The 20,210-nt window shown below is 38.4% G+C and carries 15 protein-coding genes and 1 rRNA gene; 4 read left to right on the top strand and 12 right to left on the bottom strand.

Annotated features, from left to right (window positions below; all coding sequences use genetic code 11):
* From D3222_RS21185 to D3222_RS21175, 3 genes are all read left to right on the top strand, one after another.
* Positions 1-916, top strand: a 916-nt coding sequence (locus tag D3222_RS21185; protein ID WP_118987897.1) for an MBOAT family O-acyltransferase, incomplete at its 5' end; no start/stop codon positions are given.
* A complete protein-coding gene (locus D3222_RS21180; protein WP_118987896.1) occupies positions 913-2,376 on the top strand; it encodes an AMP-binding protein in 1,464 nt (487 codons plus the stop codon). The genes D3222_RS21185 and D3222_RS21180, both read left to right, overlap by 4 nt.
* A gap of 384 nt (positions 2,377-2,760) precedes the next feature.
* Positions 2,761-3,072 carry a hypothetical protein gene (locus D3222_RS21175; RefSeq protein ID WP_118987895.1) on the top strand — a complete coding sequence of 104 codons (312 nt, stop codon included), beginning with the start codon at positions 2,761-2,763 and terminating at the stop codon, positions 3,070-3,072.
* Between the two features lie 109 nt (positions 3,073-3,181).
* Here the strand turns inward: D3222_RS21175 and D3222_RS21170 are convergent, their stop codons facing one another.
* From D3222_RS21170 to D3222_RS21145, 6 genes are all read right to left on the bottom strand, one after another.
* Positions 3,182-4,219, bottom strand: a complete 1,038-nt coding sequence (locus D3222_RS21170; protein ID WP_118987894.1) for a DUF2156 domain-containing protein — start codon at positions 4,217-4,219, stop codon at positions 3,182-3,184.
* Positions 4,203-6,770 carry an aminotransferase class III-fold pyridoxal phosphate-dependent enzyme gene (locus tag D3222_RS21165; RefSeq protein WP_118987893.1) on the bottom strand — a complete coding sequence of 856 codons (2,568 nt, stop codon included), beginning with the start codon at positions 6,768-6,770 and terminating at the stop codon, positions 4,203-4,205. Before D3222_RS21165 ends, D3222_RS21170 begins: the two co-directional genes overlap by 17 nt.
* 89 nt (positions 6,771-6,859) lie before the next feature.
* Complete coding sequence (locus D3222_RS21160) at positions 6,860-7,906, bottom strand: acyl-CoA/acyl-ACP dehydrogenase (protein WP_118987892.1); 1,047 nt, start codon at positions 7,904-7,906, stop codon at positions 6,860-6,862.
* Between the two features lie 50 nt (positions 7,907-7,956).
* Positions 7,957-8,853: a hypothetical protein gene (locus tag D3222_RS21155; protein ID WP_118987891.1), complete on the bottom strand. Its 897-nt coding sequence runs from the start codon at positions 8,851-8,853 to the stop codon at positions 7,957-7,959.
* 44 nt (positions 8,854-8,897) lie between these two features.
* Positions 8,898-9,281: a hypothetical protein gene (locus D3222_RS21150; protein ID WP_118987890.1), complete on the bottom strand. Its 384-nt coding sequence runs from the start codon at positions 9,279-9,281 to the stop codon at positions 8,898-8,900.
* On the bottom strand, positions 9,274-10,098 hold the full coding sequence (locus D3222_RS21145) for an alpha/beta fold hydrolase (protein WP_118987889.1): 825 nt from the start codon (positions 10,096-10,098) through the stop codon (positions 9,274-9,276). The genes D3222_RS21150 and D3222_RS21145 overlap by 8 nt, the downstream gene beginning before the upstream one ends.
* A gap of 906 nt (positions 10,099-11,004) precedes the next feature.
* Here D3222_RS21145 and iclR point away from each other — a divergent pair.
* Entirely contained in the window at positions 11,005-11,835 is an 831-nt protein-coding gene (gene iclR / locus D3222_RS21140; protein WP_118987888.1) for a glyoxylate bypass operon transcriptional repressor IclR, read from the top strand.
* A 265-nt stretch (positions 11,836-12,100) separates the two neighbouring features.
* On the opposite strand, the gene D3222_RS21135 is transcribed toward iclR, so the two are convergent.
* The 6 genes from D3222_RS21135 to rrf form a co-directional block, all read right to left on the bottom strand.
* Positions 12,101-12,661 (bottom strand): hypothetical protein, encoded by a 561-nt coding sequence (locus tag D3222_RS21135; protein ID WP_118987887.1) that lies wholly within the window; start codon positions 12,659-12,661, stop codon positions 12,101-12,103.
* A 420-nt stretch (positions 12,662-13,081) separates the two neighbouring features.
* On the bottom strand, positions 13,082-14,839 hold the full coding sequence (gene aceK, locus D3222_RS21130) for a bifunctional isocitrate dehydrogenase kinase/phosphatase (protein WP_118987886.1): 1,758 nt from the start codon (positions 14,837-14,839) through the stop codon (positions 13,082-13,084).
* Between the two features lie 62 nt (positions 14,840-14,901).
* A complete protein-coding gene (aceA, locus tag D3222_RS21125) occupies positions 14,902-16,209 on the bottom strand; it encodes an isocitrate lyase (protein WP_118987885.1) in 1,308 nt (435 codons plus the stop codon).
* 63 nt (positions 16,210-16,272) lie between these two features.
* On the bottom strand, positions 16,273-17,871 hold the full coding sequence (gene aceB / locus D3222_RS21120) for a malate synthase A (protein WP_118987884.1): 1,599 nt from the start codon (positions 17,869-17,871) through the stop codon (positions 16,273-16,275).
* 299 nt (positions 17,872-18,170) lie between these two features.
* Positions 18,171-19,100, bottom strand: coding sequence for a homoserine O-acetyltransferase MetA (gene metA / locus D3222_RS21115; protein WP_118987883.1), 930 nt, complete (start codon positions 19,098-19,100; stop codon positions 18,171-18,173).
* 795 nt (positions 19,101-19,895) lie between these two features.
* Positions 19,896-20,011 (bottom strand): 5S ribosomal RNA (gene rrf, locus D3222_RS21110).
* Between the last annotated feature and the right edge of the window lie 199 nt (positions 20,012-20,210).

Raw genomic sequence — 20,210 nt, 5'->3', positions numbered from 1 at the left:
GAATATAATTAATAAGTTAATATCTTCTCTGCTAATAATTTCACCTTTATTTTTAGTTAAATTAAATTTAGAATTTAGTCATTTACTAAGTGTTATCGGTTTATCCTTTTTTACATTTAGAGCTATAGATGTCATTTTATTTTCTAGCAAGCAGCAGAAAATAATAACTTATGAATATTTTGCCTATTTATTCTTACCATTAGTTTGGCTGGCTGGCCCTATGTATAGATGGAACAGCTTCAAACGTGATTTATTCGAATTACAAGTGCCAGTCTCTTTAGAAAAATGGTTTGCCGGTGCCGGGCAAATATTATATGGTGTAGTTCAGAAATTTTTATTCGCAGCCCTTATCTATAACGTATTTTTATCTGACTATATTAATAAAGACACTATTGAATCATACTTAGTAGTTGCTATAGGTTATAGTTTTTACTTATACTTTGATTTTGCAGGTTACACAAATATGGCTTGTGGCGCAGGTAAACTATTTGGAATAAACTTACCGATTAATTTTCATTATCCAATTCTAGCCAAAAACCCACAGGACTTTTGGCGTAGATTTCATATTAGTTTATCTGAATGGTTAAGAGACGTCATTTTTATGCCGTTATATAAGATGCTAATGGAGAAAGACTTTTTCAAACATCATAGACTTTTTGCCCAGAATATCAGTATTTTTATCACATTATTTTGTATGGGTATTTGGAATGGACTAGAACTTAATTACATTATAAGTGGTGCTTTATTTGGCTCTTACTCAGTAATGCATAACTGCTTAATTAATTACACCAGAGATAAAGAAAATATCGCTAATATCCTAAATACAAAGATCATCTCTTTCTTTGGCAGACTGACAACGTTAACTTTAATTTGTTTTTCTTTATATATATTTAGTGGATACGGTTTTATAAAATGAAATATCTTGACGAATATAGCGAATCAAATTTTGATTTATTAATCAACGATAAAATAATAGCGCCTTCTCATCCAAACAATCCCGCCATAGTGGGTTCAGATCAAGTCATTTATTGGCGTGATTTATATTATGAGATTAAAAAATGGCATTCTAAATATTTAGAATTAAATTTAAATCACAATACGCCTTTGATCTTATACGGGCACAAAGAAGTTAATTTCTTAGTTTCAATCTATGCATGTATAACCTATAAAATCCCATTTATTCCAATCGATATAATTTATCCAATGCAACGTTTGTTAGAAATTGCATCACTATCCAACGCGCCTTATTACTACGATGTCATTAACAATCAATTCAAAACGACAAACGTTGATTATATTGAATTTGATGAAGATAATGTTGCCTATATCATGTTTACATCCGGTAGCACAGGAAAACCTAAAGGCGTCGTTATTGGACGTGAAAGCGTTTATGATCTTATGCGATGGATGTACAATGACTTCAAACTGGGTGAAGAACCGGTGTTCATGAATCAAGCGCTATTTAATTTTGATTTATCCATGTATGAAACATTTGGTACATTGGTATACGGCGGCACATGTCTTTGCATTTCTCAAGAAACAACGACTGATTCTGAAAAATTTTATCAGGTTTTAAATCATTATCAGCCAACGGTGTGGGTTTCAACCCCCTCTTTTTCCTATAAGCAATTACTATCGCAGAATTTTAATTATTCCTTCTTAAAAAATTTAAAACATTTTCTATTTTGTGGGGAAATTCTAAGTAAAAATCTCGTTAAACATTTAAGGAAAAGATTTCCATCTTCAATTATTTATAATACTTATGGTCCCACGGAAGCTACCGTAGCAACAACATTAATTGAAATTAATGATCAATATCTCCATTCTGATATGGAATTATTGCCAATTGGAGAGTCAAGATCAGGTTCTACTCTAACATTAGAAAACGACGAAATTGTCATCTCTGGCTCTCATGTTATGAGAAAATATATTGGAGCCAAAACGGAAGATAATAATAGATTGACCATTGATCAACATGGAACGAGAAGTTTCCGAACTGGAGATATCGGCAAATTAATTGACAATATCTGGTATTGCTTTGGTAGGAAAGATAACCAAATAAAACTAAATGGCTATCGCATTGAACTACATGAAATTGAAGAAAGGCTGATGAACCTTCCGATTGTCGATAGTGCTGTCGTTTTACCATTAAAAAAAGAAGATGGCTCTATTGTACGTTTGGTTGCTTTTTGTAAATTCAAAACAATCCTTGATAAGGAAAATTTAGTTAACCTGCTTAAAAACAGTTTACCTTCTTATATGATACCTAGTGAATTCATCAATATTGATAATTTTCCAATCACAAATAACAGTAAAGTTGATACAAAATCTTTACTGTCAATATATAATAATAATGAATGTGAAGTTATAAAATAATTAACATAAAGCCAAAATATAAAACATGGATCTATATTTAACAAATTATCTTAACTCATAAATCATCTACCCACGAACCGATATAAAATTGAAATTATATCGGTCGGTAATAATTCAAATCAGCTTTAAGTAAGAAAAAAAATAAAATGATTTACTTGGTTATTTTATATTAATTTTTCCATTTATCCTATCATCCAACAGATGATAGTAAAACACAAGATGATATTATTATTACATTTATATTGGCCTCTTATAAATTCACATTCCAAAAATAAAATAACTCTTACTTATTCCAATATTTAACATTGGTTACCTCTTCCTGCTAAGATAAATTACAGTTGTCTTACACACCATAAAAAACCAAGTTAAATACAGGAATGACAAATGGAAGAAAATATAGAATTATCTCCGCCATATAAAAGTGTCATCGGAACAATATTATCATTGAAAACAAAAATAAAAGTAGAAGTAGGAAAACCCTCTCCAAATAATATAGAAATTAAAGTTAAACAAAATAATGGTCAGCACTCTATATTTTATTTAGATTGGAATCTGGATGTTAATATAAGCTTTGGTTTATCCATAATATATAACACATTACTGTCTTCATTCCAGAAAGGGAATAAGGTAAAAATAACTTATGAAGAAAAAAATAATTTTAGATATATAAGCTCAGTAAAAATAGGTTCACCATAGAAAATATATCAATAATCAAGAGATATTAACTATGACAGGTGATCAGCTCAGTATTCTCATCCCCCACTGATCACCTGTTACCCAACATCAAAAGAAGATTTTCTATAATTTAGATACTATTAGTCGTTCGCAATGTTGACCATAATGCTTTCATGGCCTTTCCTTTAGGGAAAGCAATATATTCCGGTTCAATTAACGACGGCCGCCAACTCATTTTATATTGACGTTGCGAAGCAGCAGGATAAACAATGCCACCTTTTGATGACAACCATTTGGCAACTTTATAAAAGATTGCCGAGTCATTAAAGTATCCTTCCTCGCCGAACTCCACCAAAGGTGTGAAGCCCAAATGAAGGTAGGAAACCACGCCCTCTTTCAGGAAGTCATTAATCGCGGTTTCATTAATAAATTGCATCGTGCCGTCGGGTATATCCGGTTTTTTTCGAGATAGATTATGAAACCATCCCGATGTTTCCCCCCAAGTGTAGCTATAAACAATATATGCCTGAATTTGTTCTCCCTGAGTTGCAATATAGACTCTGTGCTGGCCTGAACTCACTTCCACGGTGTTGAAATCAATCACCAATTTTTTCAGGGCCTTCGCATGTTTTTCTTTCAACCAAAGCTGATTAATATGTTCTAGTTGTGGTTTAAATCGATAATATTCCTCTTGCGAGCAGATCTCTCGAACGGTGATCCCCGCCCTTCTGGATTTACTGATCTTATTTCTAATCTGCTGAAACCGTTTGCCTTTCATGCTATACCCATCAAGGCTCAATGAATAACTTGCCCCAAGCTGGTTCACACAAAAGTCATTATTTTTCAACAATACAAAATCACTCTCATCACCGTGTAGAAAAACCGGGAAAGCCCTTTTTTCTCTGGTGAAGCTGAGAAAAGAGTGCAAAAGTGCAGCTCGTTCTTCGTCAGAAGCCAAGATACCACCTACACACATATGCAGATTTTTGTCCTGGAAGAAACCAATAGCCCCCTTTTGATTAGTAAACCAATATGTTTCACTATTAAACAACAGGCTACTCAACGGGTGCTTTGAATAGCAGAGCACTTTTCTGAGATGACTGTTGCTAAGAACATCCTGAGCGTTCCCGGTGGCAATAATCCGCGGAGCATCAAGCAACATGCTCATAACGCTCACCTTGATTATTTCGGGAATACTGGACAGGGACGAACCCATGCTTCCTAGCAATATCCCGAATCGCCAATGCATCATTATAATCAATAGATTTACCGATGCTTTGATGAACACTCACCCCTTCAAGCGCCACAGCGATAGTTTCCGATAAACAAGCGAGATTTACCCCCGCAGGTACATCGATCACATTGCAATCACTATAGGCCACTTTCTCAGGCTGATAGACCAATCCACCCTCGTAAATTTGATGGTTGCCATCACGAATGAAATCGAACGGTCTGGCCGCATCAAAAACGATGGCGGAATCTTTCAAGTAATGTGTATTCAAGAAAGGCTTACCTTCACTCGTTGCCGAGACAATAAAATCGGCCTGACTCAAAGAATGTTCATAACTCTCTATCGCTTCCAAACCAAAGGTATCAACGATTTCAAGAACTTGCTGATGTAATACTTGTGCATCCGTCACACCCGGATTTTGTTTAACAAACCATTTTCTCATCTTATCCATGACCGAATCTGGCTGGATAACATCATGAGTCCTTAACACTGCGGAGAGAAGCGCCTTGGTCAGTTCAGAGAGCAATACGCGTGCTTTATTGGGGCGGCTAACCAAGATAATCCGGCCAAAGTTATGAGCTAAACCAATGACTGAAAGCCTGCCTACGGAGCCTCTGGCCCCCACTACCGCCAATGTTTGCCGGGATGCATTCTCAGTCAACATTGAGCGTATCCCCTCAATCACCGCCACCGCCGTCAGAGAGTTGCCATTAGTCAATATCCGACCCTGCCGATTATTCACCAAGCTATTACCACCATTAGTAATAACCGAGGTATAAGCACCTAAGCCAACGATTTCAGCGCCATTTTTCTCTGCCACATCAAGATATTCCTTCATCAATACCGCCCGTTCTTTCGCCGACAATGCCATCATATCTTCGGGATTGATGGGGGAGAAAAGGAGCATGCCATTGGCATATGCCGTTGAACTCTCGACACCAAACTCAACCGCGATATCCGGATTAAAATCAATCGAGGAAACCTGCGTGATCCAATTACCGAGCTGTTTCTGCTGTTCCAGCGTGTAATTCTCCTTTATTGATAAGCAATAAGAATGAGCGAGCTCATTGACCGAAGTGGTATGAATCAAGAAAGCGAATTTCTTACCCTCAATCAATCCAGGGATAGGCGCTTTAATCTGGGCCAAGTTGTTATTTTTTGAAATCGGATAACTCACCGAAGCGGGTGGAAGCTCCACAACCGGTATGTCTATCAAGTGTGAAAACAGAATGTCATATCGTCCATTCTCAACCAGTTGACATATCTCATCAAAAGCCGTGAAAAACGTCTTAATATCCTCTTTGGAAACGTTAAGCGGTGGCTCAAAACGTACAGAACAAGGACGAGACATTAACGGCATGGTGAAAAGACCATAATGTTTCAACAAGAAACTACAAATGATATAAGCCAGGCCCCCGCTTCTTTGACTGAAATTGATAAATATGTTGGAAGCCGCTTTGCTGTCCTGTATTTCAAGACCACGCATCAACCCAGCCCCTTGCCAGTAAAAATGCTCCGGGTGTTTAGCAGACAATTGTTCAAGACATTCATCAACATAACGGCTGACTTCTTGAATATGGGTTAACGCCTTACCATCATCTTTAGTCAGATGCTCGATAACAGCAATCCCCATCGTTGCGGCTAGAACGTTATTGGCAAAAGTGGAGCTATGTTTCCTGTCGAACTCGGATAAATAAAGCTCATCTGAATATAACATCGCACCAATCGGCGAGATACCTGCCCCCAGCGCTTTAGAAAACAGGATCACATCCGGTTTCAAAGCGTAGAGCGTGGCTGCGCAGAATGCTCCCAGCCTACCGATACCCGTCTGAACTTCATCAAATACCGACAATGTGCCATTGTCTTTACACAGTGCCAAAATACTAGACAACGTATCTGGTGGAATAACTTTCATTCCGCCTTCTCCTTGCACCGGTTCAATGATAAATGCGGCAAATTCCCGGCTCTCCAGCTTTCTTTTTATTTCATCCAAATCTTCACTATCAACCTGCTCATATAATTTATCATCGTAGATAAAATCAGCTTTAAACCGATTTGATCCCGTAGCGGATAATGCCGAATAGGTTTTACCGTGAAAACTGCGATACAAACTCAGAATACGCTTTCTGCCAGTAAACAGACGGGTAAATTTAATCGCAGCTTCCACTGTTTCAGCACCACTATTAGTAAAAGTACAGTGGGTATATTTTTCCTTATCTATTTGCTCTGCAAGCATTTCAGCCAATAGCCGTACCTTTTTGTGAATATTGGGCTGAAAGAAGATAGGTTCTTTATCTTTAGTGAATCTGTCAATTTCAGCGATAGCGAAATCAGGATTATGCCCAAATGGCAGTGCACCATATTGAGCTAAAAAATCCTTAACAACCCGGCCATCCGATAATGTAAGCCGGTTATCTTGAGCAGACTTAATATCCAGTTCAAGGCCCACAGAGTTTAATAAACTCTCACGATATTGATTAACAAACATAGTTCTCTCTCTTTTTTTAGGTGCACAACGTCATGCTGTAAACAGCATGGGAAAATCCTTGAGTTATAAATAGGTGATTCTAAAAGTAATTAAGCTTGCTGCATGATCTGGTTAATCATTTGGAATTCTCCTATCGGATGAAATTTAAATAACTGTACTGCCAAATAGAAACTCATAATTTCTGGTGTTGTCATGACCTTAATCCCACCGCAACATCGGAATATGAAACTGGCAGTTTCCTCAAGGATCTTTTCCAAGGTATAACGTAACGCGAGAATCTTATGGACGGCGTTTTCATCCTGGCTAGCATAAAAGGCAATAATCAACATCTGACCGAGAATAACATTAATTTTATAATCCGCCTGGGTCAGGGTATATTTAATCGGTTGCTGTTCCACTACTTTCTCAGGAATAAAACGAGTAAGCCCATCAAGAATTCCAGAGTAAGTATTCGCAACAAAGTAATTAAATAGTGATAAACCGTAGGAAAGCACCATCTGTTGTTCAATCCCCTTATAATGAGAAAGTCGTTGAGGTGATACTTCGGCATCCAAGAATTTGATTTCTTGATTATCACTTTCAGCCAAAATTGCCAACTTCCAAAAGGGAATAACCTTAACATTCTGCACCGATTTAGAAATCATCACGATTCTCATCTCATTGTTATTATCGGTATCGCAGACGGATAACACATAATAATCAGCAATCGAAGATAAGGAACAAGGTTTCTTCGAACCATTAACAAGCAGTTTTCCCTCTTTAGAATGCATTTTAAGTGACGGTGTAAAAATATCCGTTCCAGGCAGGCCCTCTGCAAAAGCAGAAGCAACCAGCGCTTTTGATGCCATAACGCCATTCAATAATATGTTGCTGTCTTCGAATATGTCAGGAAATTTACTGCAAGCCAGTACAATATGATTATGCATTGTTAAGGCAATACCAACAGCGGGAAGCCATGCAGAGGCTTCACGGATAGTATTACCTACTTGATGAAGCCCATCCATATTGGATTGAGCCATCAAACGTAGGCATTGTGAAGCGGCCTCAGAGCCCAACAATAATCTTTTCAATCTATCTGGTGTCAGATGTTGGTATTTCCCGCTATTCTTCCTGAGTTCTTCAACAATATTTGTCATTTTTAATTCTCCTTAGCCTATTCAAATAACCTGCTGAATAAGGCCAATATCTACGCTAGACCCATATACTTAAGGCGTGACTGCTGCATCTGTTCAACCAAGGAATGAGATAGCTCAAGGCGAGATTCCACCGTAGAATCGGACAACAACATCCCAGGCGCTAATTCATAACCTTCAATAAAGCGCAAATGGTTCTGCATACCTCGTTGATAGAACATTTCACGCTCCACAAACAAGTCATCAACAGATACCTGGTTCCATAACGACAATCCTTCTTCGATACACTCAAGAGCCGATTGCTTTAGAGAACTATCATTTTCGAGCGCCATCTTGACGATATTTGCACACACCGTCAGATGTCTTAATTCATCAGCATTAGCTCTAGCCTGTGTCTCGGCGGCGACAATATCAAAAGGGCGCCACTTGATTTCGCTAAGCTCCGAAGTTGGCGCAAGCACCCCTTCCAGAACAACAGTAATAATCAATACACCTGCAATATAATCATTTTTCAACACCACCCACTTGTCGAAATAAGATCTCAATGTTTCCAGCATATTGGTCATTTTTCCTCGTAAGAGGCTTTCCATTTTTCCGGCCACATTGTCGATATCCGCAAAGCCTATTCTGACCAGATGTTCTCTGAATAATTTAGCATGTCTACCTTCATCGAATATCTGAGTCAGCATATAATCAAAGTTGATATTGTCAGGTGCCTTATCTGCAAGTAACAATAATGCTTTCGTTGCTTCATATTCCGAAGTCGATTTAAAAGAAAGCTCTCTGATCAGAGACTCCCGTAAATCACCCGGCAAATAGGTTAATTTAGGATCATTGGCATAATGGGTTCTTTTTCTTTGTTCAACACTTACCTGTTCAGTGAACCATTCATCCAAACCCCAATCTTTTGCTTGCATTTCTATTTCTGATGCCTGTTTAATTAAACTCATAAATAAATGCCTCTCCAAATAAGTTATCTCTACAATCATTTATTTCAATGAACAGTGGGCTGCTTAAATATATTAATAGATAACTTAGGGAAATTTCCCAGTACACCTCGATCCAGGCAGATATGGACAAATAGAGCAATAACGCTGTAATTGTCCTTAAAGAACCAGATCCAGAGCAAACTAATCACACTGAGTGTGAATAAATTGTGGCAAATATTATAAATGGTATAAAAAGCTGGAGGAGGAATTTCTTTTTTATTCAGTAAACTCCAGATCCGCCCAGGGTAATAACCAATAATATCAATCAGAAAAAATAACAAAATAAATTGCCACCAATTTATATAACTTTCAAGTTGCCAGGTCAGAAATAAACTGATAAAAAATAATCCTAGAAACTCCCAACGCAGAATTTTCAATGTATTAATCATCTCTATTCTCCACTATTTCTCTTTTCATGATTGCAATGATATCTCCTGGCTGTTTAATCCAGGCGCTGTGAGGATTACCTTTGAAAGATAAGGTTATTTCCCTAACTTCCGCGTTAGGTATAAGACTTGCTAATACTTGAGTAGATTTCAACGGAGCCCAATTATCTCCTTTCAAACAGATATAAACAGCCTTGGATAAATTCTTATTCTCCTTCCCCTTATAAGCACGGACATGATAATAATTTCCCGTACAAGCAGTTCTGGACCAGTCCCGCATTAACCCCTTAGCTTCTCTTATGCCAAAACCAATCTTTTTCCCAGGGAGATAACCATATAACGCGGTCAGAACATTAAAAATAATAGCTGCTGTTATTATCTGAACCCTCCCCATTCCCTGCCAATTCTTATACCATACGTTCCCGGTTGCCACACAAAACAGAGAAAATGGCCTGTCAGTTGAGCAGGCAAAGAGCGTCGCAATATGCCCCCCAAGACTGTGACCAAAGATAATAGGAATTTTATTGCTATTTAATTCAACAGCCTTATCTAACATTACCGGGAGATAATCCCTTAACAGATCGGAATAGTTATAGTCATTTTCTCGACTTGGTTTAGGTTGATTGTCTCCATAGCCTGGCATATCAGCAGTGACAACCTGAAAACCCTCTTTTACCAGTTGTTGTATTAAAGCGTCATATTTCCTGATTTCCACACCAATAGCAGGTAACAATATAACAACTCTGCCATTACTATCTCCCTGATAAACTTTATAATTACAGAGAAAATTGCCAGCCACTTTAAAATTATTATTTTTCATATCTACAGCGCCCCCATTAACTACATCACACTCCGGTGACTGACATCGGCGAGAAAGCAGCCAAAAAAATTCGTGTTTTAAAGGCTATAAAGATCAATTAGTTATCTATATTTACCTTTTCGGGCCATTGGTGGTTTTTAAATTTATTATTAACCAATAAAAAGCCCCTTATACTTTCTTAGTTACAGGCTATCGATAAATCAAGCAACATATATTATTTCCCAAATTATTTGCTGGAAGAATTATTTTACACTTCATACATAATTTAATTACAAATGCGAATTATATCATGAATACATTAACAAAATTAATTACCAATCAGTAATAATATCAATCCTGAATATATTAAACATATATAACAATTCCCACAGAACAATATGGTTATATATAAAAACAATCGATTAATAATGGAGATAGATGACTTTAATTGTGGAAATACATAAAAGCAAATTAACTTTATTCATGTTAAAATCAAACAATATATTCGTAAATTATTTCATTATCTTTACCAAATCAATTTAATACTTTCACCAAAACAAACTATTAACTCTTTACATTATCTCTTAATAACACTTACGCAATAACATTATTAAAGATTATAAATTATTACTTATATAATATTTAATTCATAAAATTAACCAGTCATTCTGATATCTTATTTTCGACTGGTTTTAATGATAACCATCAATTTTATGGGATCAGAAACTATCCTATTCGGCGTTATTGTTGCAGGCCGTTATTGTAAATAAATAGTGAACACAGACAGCACATAGAAATCAGATCTACACACCGTACGTAAGGAGTGACAGACAACATTTTCCACACATCGGATGAGTGTTTTTCAGGTTTATCGTCCATAATAAGAAATGAAAATGAATTCCATCTTATTATTCAGAGGACATTTCGATGAGCACTGCCGTTGCCAGTAAAAAAACAAAAAAACCTAAGATTACGGCGAATAATGCTGTTGCTAACGGGCAAGTACAGTCATTAAGTCGCGGCCTGACTCTTTTGGAATATATTTCCGAGTCACCCGGCGGTATCGCCCTGACTGATTTAGCCCAACAAGCCGGATTACCAAATTCCACCACTCACCGCCTTCTAACCACCTTGCAACAACACGGTTTTGTCCGTCAGATTGGCGATTTAGGGTTGTGGGTTATCGGTTCACACACGTTTATTGTCGGCAGCAGTTTCTTACAAAGCCGAAATTTATTGGCACTCATTCACCCGATCCTCCGCCGCTTGATGGAAGATTCCGGTGAAACTGTTAATTTAGCGATTCTTGATCATAGTGAATATGAAGCGGTTATTGTCGATCAGGTACAGTGTAATGCATTGATGAGAATGTCCGCCCCTATCGGAGGTAAGTTGCCTATGCATGCTTCCGGAGCGGGTAAAGCATTTCTTTCAACATTATCAGATAACCAACTGGTTCAATTACTGCATAAGAAAGGGCTCCATTCTTACACACAACATACCAAGACAACCCCTCCGAGTTTAAAAGAAAATCTGGAACAAGCACGTAAACAAGGGTATTCGTTCGATGATGAAGAGCACGCTTTAGGTCTGCGCTGTATTGCTGCCTGTATTTATGATGAGCATCACCAAGCCTTCGCGGCTATTTCTATTTCCGGCCCAGTCTCACGGATCACCGATGATCGCGTCACTGAACTTGGTGCCTCAGTTATCCGTGCAGCAAAAGAGATCAGTAAAGAATATGGTGGGATTCGTTAATTCTTTTTATTAAATTATCATCTCCTTCTCAGGGCATTGATTTTTTCATGCCCTGTCTTTTCAGAATAATAAATTCAACTTAATTTATCATCCCGCTAAAAATATTATCAGCAATATAAAAAAATAATAACGAAATTATTTAACTAGTCTGGAAATAATATCAGTTAAAAATGAGGAAAAGAGTCCGGAAATAATTATATCTTCGGACTCTTACATATATAGAAGGATTAGTTAATGGAACACTAATCAATGAGTATCATCCTGATTAAATCGCTTTTGATAAATTCCAAGTACCTGTCCCGTTGCCTCGGTTAGAAAGAAGTGAGGTATATACCTTATATATTGCGCCAGGAACACCAGCATTAAAACAAGTATCGAGAAATCCTCCATGAACGTTATTATAACCATTCAGAAAACGGATAATATCGCCTTCACGAACTTTACCATCATATCCGTTGGTTGTATCTGAAAAAATATACCATGTCAGAGTATCAACCGGACGTGCTGCTTTATCCGCAGTGTAAACATTATAGAGTTCAGGTGACGGCGCATGACCGTTAGTGCCGAGATATCCCCCATTATTCTGGTAAAGATTCACAAGAAATATAGCATCACCACTGTAAACCTCTGTTCCTATGCCTTTTCCACTCGCAGATAAAACTTGCCATGAACCTGTACCCGGACCACGCGTCGGCGAAGTAGCCGTGAGCACGTTATATTTTGCTCCTGGTACATTTGCATAGCCATTAGTGTCCAGATAGCCACCGTTGCCAAGATAGTTATTTTTAATATGGATTTTATCACCGTATAAAATTACACTAGCCATTATTATATCCTTAAATACTTTCACGAAGTTATATGTGTGTTTATGAGAATTTTCATGCTTTTAATTAAGAGTCAAAAATATCAATTATTTTTATAACCACTAGTCCAAGCTAAAAAACCTTGATTTCCAAACTCTATGAAATTATAGAACGCCCATAAATAAGTGGATATATTTTTATTTCTTAAATAAATCATTAAATATATGCTTTTAAATTAAACTCCAATTATGCCTTCCTAATAATAAATATATTTCATATTGAATCCAAAGTTTATTTTTATTAGGAATATTCATACCCCACACAAGAAAAACAAATAGGAATTAATTTATATTGAATTTAGCGAAATAATTTAATGAGGATAATAATATTAACTCTTGGTGAAAATGGCGGCTGCTAACAGCAAACGCCAATTCCCAATAAAATTAGGCTGAAACTTTAACAATAGAGTAAGTTTCTATCTCAGTACGTTGACTGAACCGCTGTTTGCGGCGATATGCAAATACATCTTCCACATGACCGTTTTTAATTCGTTCTTGCAACGCCCGCCAGTAGTCTGCTTTAAATAAATCACTATGCATCTCTTCAAAATAACAGCGAATACGACTGTCAGTGCAAAGAAAGTGTCGGAACTCCTCAGGGAAAACATCATTTGGCGCCACGCTGTACCACGGTTCACCGGCAAGTTCATCTTCTGGGTAACGCGGCGGAGGAATATCACGGAAGTTAACCTCTGTCATATAACAGATTTCATCATAGTCATAGAACACCACCCGCCCATGCCGTGTCACACCAAAGTTTTTGAACAACATATCTCCTGGGAAAATATTCGCGGCAGCGAGCTGTTTAATCGCATTACCGTATTCTTCGATGACATCTTGCAGCTTCTGCTCTTCCACCTGTTCCATATAGATATTCAGCGGTGTCATCCGCCGTTCCATATACAGATGTTTAATCAGGATTTTATCACCCAGATCTTCCAGCTTTTCTGGCACTTCTTTCTGTAACTCTGCCATGAGTTCAGGACTGATGCGGGCTTTATCAATAACGAAATTTTCAAATTCCTGTGTGTCGGCCATCCTCCCCACACGATCATGCTCCTTGACCAGACGGTAACACTCTTGTACTCGCTCCTGAGTCACCTCTTTCTGCGGCGCAAATTGATCTTTAATCACTTTGAAGACGCGATCAAATGAAGGGGAAGTAAACACTAACATCACCATCCCTTTAACACCGGGAGCAATCATAAGCTGCTCTTTGGAGAAGGTAATAAACGCCAGATATTCCCGGTAATATTCTGTCTTACCATGCTTCTGGCAGCCGATTGCCATATAAAGTTCAGACGTTGATTTGGCAGGCAGAATTTCTCTCAGCCATTCAACCAAAGCCGCAGGCAAAGGCGCATAAACCATAAAATAAGAACGGGCGAAACCAAATACAATGCTAGCATCAGCATAATCAGTCAGGCAGGTATCGATAAAAATCCCGCCAGATTCGTTATGATGGATCGGCAGCAAGAAAGGATAGACCTGACCTCCAATGCGGAGCTTACCGACTAACCAAGCCGCTTTGTTGCGATAAAATAGTTCATTAGCTATCTGAAAAGTTGCCTGTAATAATTCTGCGACTGGAAATGTCTGTTGTAGATAGTCTTCAATATAATGAATATCTCTCTCCAGATTTTCCCAAGGTAAACGCAGCGGCAAATCATTAAGCATTGTCCGTAGCATTAAGGCAAGATTATCATTAGGGAAAAAGTCACGCGATAACGGGCGAGGAATATCCCGAAATCTACGCGCAGGCTGCGAGGTAAAAATAAATAATTTATCCGGTGTCAGATTGCGATGCTCAAACAGACGGCAATAAACAGAATTAAAAAAACTCTCGGCAATTTCAAACCGGGGATAATCCGGTAATAAACTGGTATAAACAACCTTTACTTTGGCAATGTACTCTTCATCATATCCGAAAGCACTATGTATACATTTAAGCTGCTCAACCACCAGTCCAACATGATGATCATAAAGATTAATACGCTTTTTCATAGCTTGCTGAACAGCGTGCCAGTCAGCCTGTTCAAAGCGTTGCTGTGCACCTGAAGTTACCTCCAGAAAGCGGCCATATTGTGCATCAAATCCTTGTAAAATAGTTTGTGCTATCAAATGTGCTGAATCTATCTCCATCGCAACTCCTCAATATATTCAGCCTGCTTATAGCAGGCTGAATAGAATCAGAAATACAATAATCAAAACTGTTGCTCTTCCGTGGAACCTGTCAATGCGGTTACTGACGATGTTCCCCCTTGAATAATCGTGGTCACTTTATCGAAATAGCCTGTACCTACCTCCTGCTGATGAGAAGAGAAGGTATAACCACGGTTAATTGATTCAAACTCTCTTTCTTGTACTTTCTCCACATAATGTTTCATGCCTTCACCCTGAGCGTAAGCATGCGCCAGGTCGAACATGTTGAACCACATACTGTGAATACCCGCCAGAGTAATAAATTGGAATTTATAACCCATTTCCGACAGTTCAGCCTGGAAACGCGCAATGGTCTTATCATCCAAATTCTTTTTCCAATTGAACGATGGAGAACAGTTGTAAGCCAATAATTTACCGGGATATTTGGCGTGAATCGCCTCGGCAAAACCGCGGGCCATTTCGATATCCGGTGTTGATGTCTCACACCACACCACATCAGCATATGGCGCATAAGCCAAACCACGACTAATCGCCTGATCGATACCTGCTCTGGTACGGAAAAATCCTTCATAAGTCCGTTCGCCAGTAATAAACTCACTGTCATAAGCGTCACAATCAGAAGTCAGCAGATCAGCTGCATCAGCATCTGTACGGGCAATCAGCAGTGTCGGCACGCCGGAAACATCCGCTGCCAGACGCGCAGCAACCAATTTTTGAATCGCCTCTTGTGTCGGAACCAGAACTTTACCGCCCATATGACCACATTTTTTCACCGCAGCAAGTTGATCTTCAAAGTGAACAGCCGCCGCGCCAGCCTCAATCATGGCTTTCATCAGTTCAAAAGCATTCAGAACACCACCAAATCCTGCTTCCGCATCTGCCACAATTGGCAGAAAATAATCGGTATAGTCCGGGCTATCAGTACCAATACCATTTGCCCACTGAATCTGATCTGCACGGCGGAAACTGTTGTTAATGCGTTTTACCACCGCCGGGACTGAATCCACCGGATACAGGGACTGATCGGGATACATGCTGGATGCAGTGTTAGCATCAGCCGCAACCTGCCAACCAGAAAGATAAATCGCCTCAATACCCGCTTTTGCCTGCTGTAATGCCTGCCCACCCGTCAATGCACCTAATGAGTTGACATAGCCTTTCTTTGCCATGCCGTGCAGGAGTTCCCACAGTTTTTTAGCACCAAGCTGTGCCAATGTATGTTCTGGATTAACCGAACCACGCAATTTAACGACATCTTCCGCACTGTACGGGCGGATAATCCCATTCCAACGGTCACTTTTCCATTCTTGTTCCAGTTGAGCGATTTGTTGAGTTCTGGAGATTGTCATAACTTCTACTTCCTATCTTTTATTAAATTAATCGGATAATGGGGGTTTATTATTATTCGTTGCTTAGTCGAGCAATTGATATCCCGGCAGTGTCAGGAAATCTATCAGCTCATCCTGAGTGGTAATGCGCTCCATCAACTTGGCCGCATCGTTAAATCGCCCTTGACTGAAACGTGCTTCTCCAACTTCTTGCTTAATGACCTCCATTTCCTCTTCCAGCATTTGTCTGAACAAGCTTTTTGTTACTTTTTTACCGTCGGATAATGATTTTTCATGATGAATCCATTGCCAAATAGATGTCCGGGAAATTTCGGCTGTCGCAGCATCTTCCATCAAGCCATAAATAGGCACGCATCCATTTCCTGAAATCCACGCTTCAATGTATTGAACTGCCACGCGGATATTGGCGCGCATCCCTTCTTCAGTACGCTCTCCAGGACAAGGTTCCAGCAATTGCGCAGCCGTAATAGGTGCATCTTCTACGCGGGAAATAGCTAACTGGTTTTGCCGTTCTCCCAATGCTTTATCGAAAACTTCCATCACCGTGTCGGCAAGACCTGGGTGAGCAATCCATGTACCATCATGACCATTGCGTGCTTCCAGCTCTTTATCCGCCCGGACTTTATCCAGTACCCAATTGTTGCGTTCAATATCTTTACTGGGGATAAAAGCAGCCATCCCCCCCATCGCAAATGCCCCACGCTTATGGCAGGTTTTAATCAGCAAACGGGAATAAGCACTGAGGAAAGGTTGATCCATCGTGACAGACTGACGATCAGGCAGAACTCGATCACTATGATTTTTCAGCGTTTTAATGTAGCTAAAAATGTAATCCCAACGACCACAATTAAGGCCAACGATATGGTGCCGAAGATGATAAAGAATCTCATCCATCTGAAATACAGCAGGCAGAGTTTCAATCAATACCGTTGCTTTGATTGTGCCTCTCGGCAGCTCAAAACGATCTTCTGCAAAACTGAATACATCACTCCACCACTGAGCTTCGTGATAAGACTGAATCTTTGGTAAGTAGAAATAAGGACCGCTCCCCTTCGCCAGCAATTGTTTATAGTTGTGATAAAAATAGAGCGCAAAATCAAACAATCCACCGGCAATGGGCTCATTCTGATAGAGAACATGTTTTTCCGGTAAATGAAGCCCTCTTACCCGTGCGATCAAAACAGCGGGATCTGATTGCAACTGGTACTGTTTACCCTGCTCATTAACGTAAGAAATTGTGCCATTAACAGCATCACGTAAGTTGATTTGCCCTTCAATCACTTTATCCCAAGCCGGTGCTAAGGAATCTTCGAAATCCGCCATGAAAACTTTTACATTAGCATTCAAAGCGTTGATAACCATTTTCCGTTCTACTGGTCCAGTGATTTCTACTCTGCGATCACGGAGATCAGCTGGAATATTTTGAATTTCCCATTCACCTTCACGAATGGAACTGGTTTCCAAAATAAAATCAGGCAATTCGCCATCATCAATTTTCTTCTGCCAAATATCCCGATCGGCTAATAATTTTTTCCGTGCATCGGTAAACCGAACAGCCAGATCTGTCAGAAAATCTACCGCCTCAGGTATCAAAACCTCCTGCTCTGCTGCGCCAAATCGTTTAATAAACGATAATTCAGTCGCTAAAGTTTGCTGCGTCATCTATTCATCCTCATTTTAAAGCACACCTGAATAAGAGTAATAGATATTTAAAATAAATCAAAAACGATTTCCATTTTTTTATAAATTTATTTTTATTCAATAAAAAACAAATGGTTATATGACAAATTACCTATTTAAAATTAGAGAAATCAATTCCATAAATTACAAGATCATTTAGTTAAGTTTTTGTTATATAAGATAAACTACAAAAAGTGCGATATTTTGATAGGTGTTAATAACAGGAGAGTAGAAAAAATTAGAAGGGCTAAATGGCTGAATCTCAGCCATTTATAAAGATATTAATCCAGTGTTGGATTCATGTAGGTAAGATCATATGGCGTAATCTGGTACACATAATAATTCAGCCAATTAGAAAATAATAAATGCCCGTGACTACGCCATGATGCTAGTGGTTTTCTTTCTGGATTATTATCTGGAAAATAATTTATTGGGATCTTTGGATCTAAACCTGCTGCCAAATCACGTAAATATTCACTAGCCAACGTTCCTACATCATATTCAGGATGGCCTGTGACAAATACCATGCGTTTATCTTTACTCGCCAGTAAATATCCCCCCGCCTCCTCAGAACTAGAAAGAATATCCAAATCAGTATGTTCACGAATAACCTGCTCAGGAAAATCTGCATAGCGAGAATGAGGAGCAAAAAAAGATTCATCAAAGCCACGAGTTAATAACGCTAAAGGGTCCAGAGTAGAGTGATAATAAACACCTGATAGTTTTACTTCTCTGGTAAACTTCGGTAAGCCGTACAAAATATTCAAAGCTGCTTGCACAGCCCAACAAATAAATAAGGTAGAAGTGACATGTTCCTTTGCCCAACGAATGATTCTTTCAATCTGCTCCCAATATGCCACATCTTCGAATTCAACTAATCCTAATGGCGCACCAGTAACAATTAAGCCATCAAAGTTTTGATGTTTTATCTGCTCGAAATCACAATAAAAGTTATTCAAATGCTCAGCGGGCGTATTCCTACACTTCCGGTTATCTATTCTCAATAGCTGGATATCTACCTGTAAAGGCGTATTGGATAGTAATCTTAAAAATTGATTTTCAGTCTCAATTTTCTTTGGCATCAGGTTAAGCAGCAATACCTTTAGTGGACGTATATTTTGAATATTTGCACGAGTAGATGTCATCACGAACACATTCTCATTTCGTAAAAAATTCACTGCGGGTAGTTCATCCGGTATACAAATTGGCATGCTATAACCTCTATTTTTTATCCATTTACACGTTTAGACTTCCAGACAGCTAAATCTAACTAAGTATTAACAGAATGTCGAGGCTTTACTAGATAAGCTGAAATTATTTCATTTTTAGTTTCACAACAATGTTCAACATGATAATAGTTAATAAATTTTTAGTATTTATAACAGGAAATAATTTAAATTATATTTATTATATGAAAAAACAATAAGGAGAATTAAATTAGAAATCAATGGCATTTTCATTAGAAATAAGGAAGATCAAAATAAAAAGGTAAAATTATAAGAAGTCAAATTACAAGCTATCAATATTAAAAACAATACACTCTAAGAAAGTAACAAGACTAATTGATAAAATATTCTTATCATTAATATGGGCTATAAGGTTTATCTTCAATACTGGAATATGAAATTTTCTTATAATAACAAGCTAATTTGAATCAGATGCTAATAATAAGTATGGAAAGAGAAAAAATAGGCAATTACACAATTTAAATTACAGACTCTAAAACAGATATTCGAACTCATTAGAGTCTGTTAATAACCGGCTCGATGATGTTTATAAATATATCGTCATGCTCGGCTGAACTTAGGATAACATTACTCATTTTTTTCCTATCAGTTCAAAAAGCTATTTAAATTATTTTTTATGTCTGCTATCACTACAACATATTTTAATTATTCAAGACTGATAAGACCAACTATCTGTTTCTTAAAGGGAATAAGTAAATAAATAATACCTTAAAACGCAAAAACCCCCAGCTTTCGCTGAGGGTTTCTACTCTATTTAAAGCCTGGCAGTTCCCTACTCTCACATGGGGAGACCCCACACTACCATCGGCGCTACGGCGTTTCACTGCTGAGTTCGGCATGGGGTCAGGTGGGACCACCGCGCTATCGCCGCCAGGCAAATTCATTCCGTTCCGGCTGTCGCTTCCCTTTCGGCCGCAACACCCAAAACCAATCTCTGAACAAGCTGAATGAAACTCTCTCCGTCTTCCGACCGCTGTCTTATGACGCCAAAACACCTTCGGTGTTGTAAGGTTAAGCCGCTCGGTTCATTAGTACCGGTCAGCTCAATGCATCGCTGCACTTACACACTTACAC

Source organism: Photorhabdus sp. CRCIA-P01 (genome assembly GCF_003545805.1).
Lineage (GTDB): Bacteria > Pseudomonadota > Gammaproteobacteria > Enterobacterales > Enterobacteriaceae > Photorhabdus > Photorhabdus antumapuensis.
The sequence above is the reverse complement of the archived record's forward strand: the minus strand, read 5'-3'. Positions and strand labels throughout refer to the sequence as shown.

Coding starts and splice junctions, on each gene's coding strand:
- D3222_RS21180 (WP_118987896.1), top strand. CDS start 913: ATGAAATATCTTGACGAATATAGCGAATCAAATTTTGATTTATTAATC.
- D3222_RS21175 (WP_118987895.1), top strand. CDS start 2,761: ATGGAAGAAAATATAGAATTATCTCCGCCATATAAAAGTGTCATCGGA.
- D3222_RS21170 (WP_118987894.1), bottom strand. CDS start 4,219: ATGAGCATGTTGCTTGATGCTCCGCGGATTATTGCCACCGGGAACGCT.
- D3222_RS21165 (WP_118987893.1), bottom strand. CDS start 6,770: ATGTTTGTTAATCAATATCGTGAGAGTTTATTAAACTCTGTGGGCCTT.
- D3222_RS21160 (WP_118987892.1), bottom strand. CDS start 7,906: ATGACAAATATTGTTGAAGAACTCAGGAAGAATAGCGGGAAATACCAA.
- D3222_RS21155 (WP_118987891.1), bottom strand. CDS start 8,853: ATGAGTTTAATTAAACAGGCATCAGAAATAGAAATGCAAGCAAAAGAT.
- D3222_RS21150 (WP_118987890.1), bottom strand. CDS start 9,281: ATGATTAATACATTGAAAATTCTGCGTTGGGAGTTTCTAGGATTATTT.
- D3222_RS21145 (WP_118987889.1), bottom strand. CDS start 10,098: ATGAAAAATAATAATTTTAAAGTGGCTGGCAATTTTCTCTGTAATTAT.
- iclR (WP_118987888.1), top strand. CDS start 11,005: ATGAGCACTGCCGTTGCCAGTAAAAAAACAAAAAAACCTAAGATTACG.
- D3222_RS21135 (WP_118987887.1), bottom strand. CDS start 12,661: ATGGCTAGTGTAATTTTATACGGTGATAAAATCCATATTAAAAATAAC.
- aceK (WP_118987886.1), bottom strand. CDS start 14,839: ATGGAGATAGATTCAGCACATTTGATAGCACAAACTATTTTACAAGGA.
- aceA (WP_118987885.1), bottom strand. CDS start 16,209: ATGACAATCTCCAGAACTCAACAAATCGCTCAACTGGAACAAGAATGG.
- aceB (WP_118987884.1), bottom strand. CDS start 17,871: ATGACGCAGCAAACTTTAGCGACTGAATTATCGTTTATTAAACGATTT.
- metA (WP_118987883.1), bottom strand. CDS start 19,100: ATGCCAATTTGTATACCGGATGAACTACCCGCAGTGAATTTTTTACGA.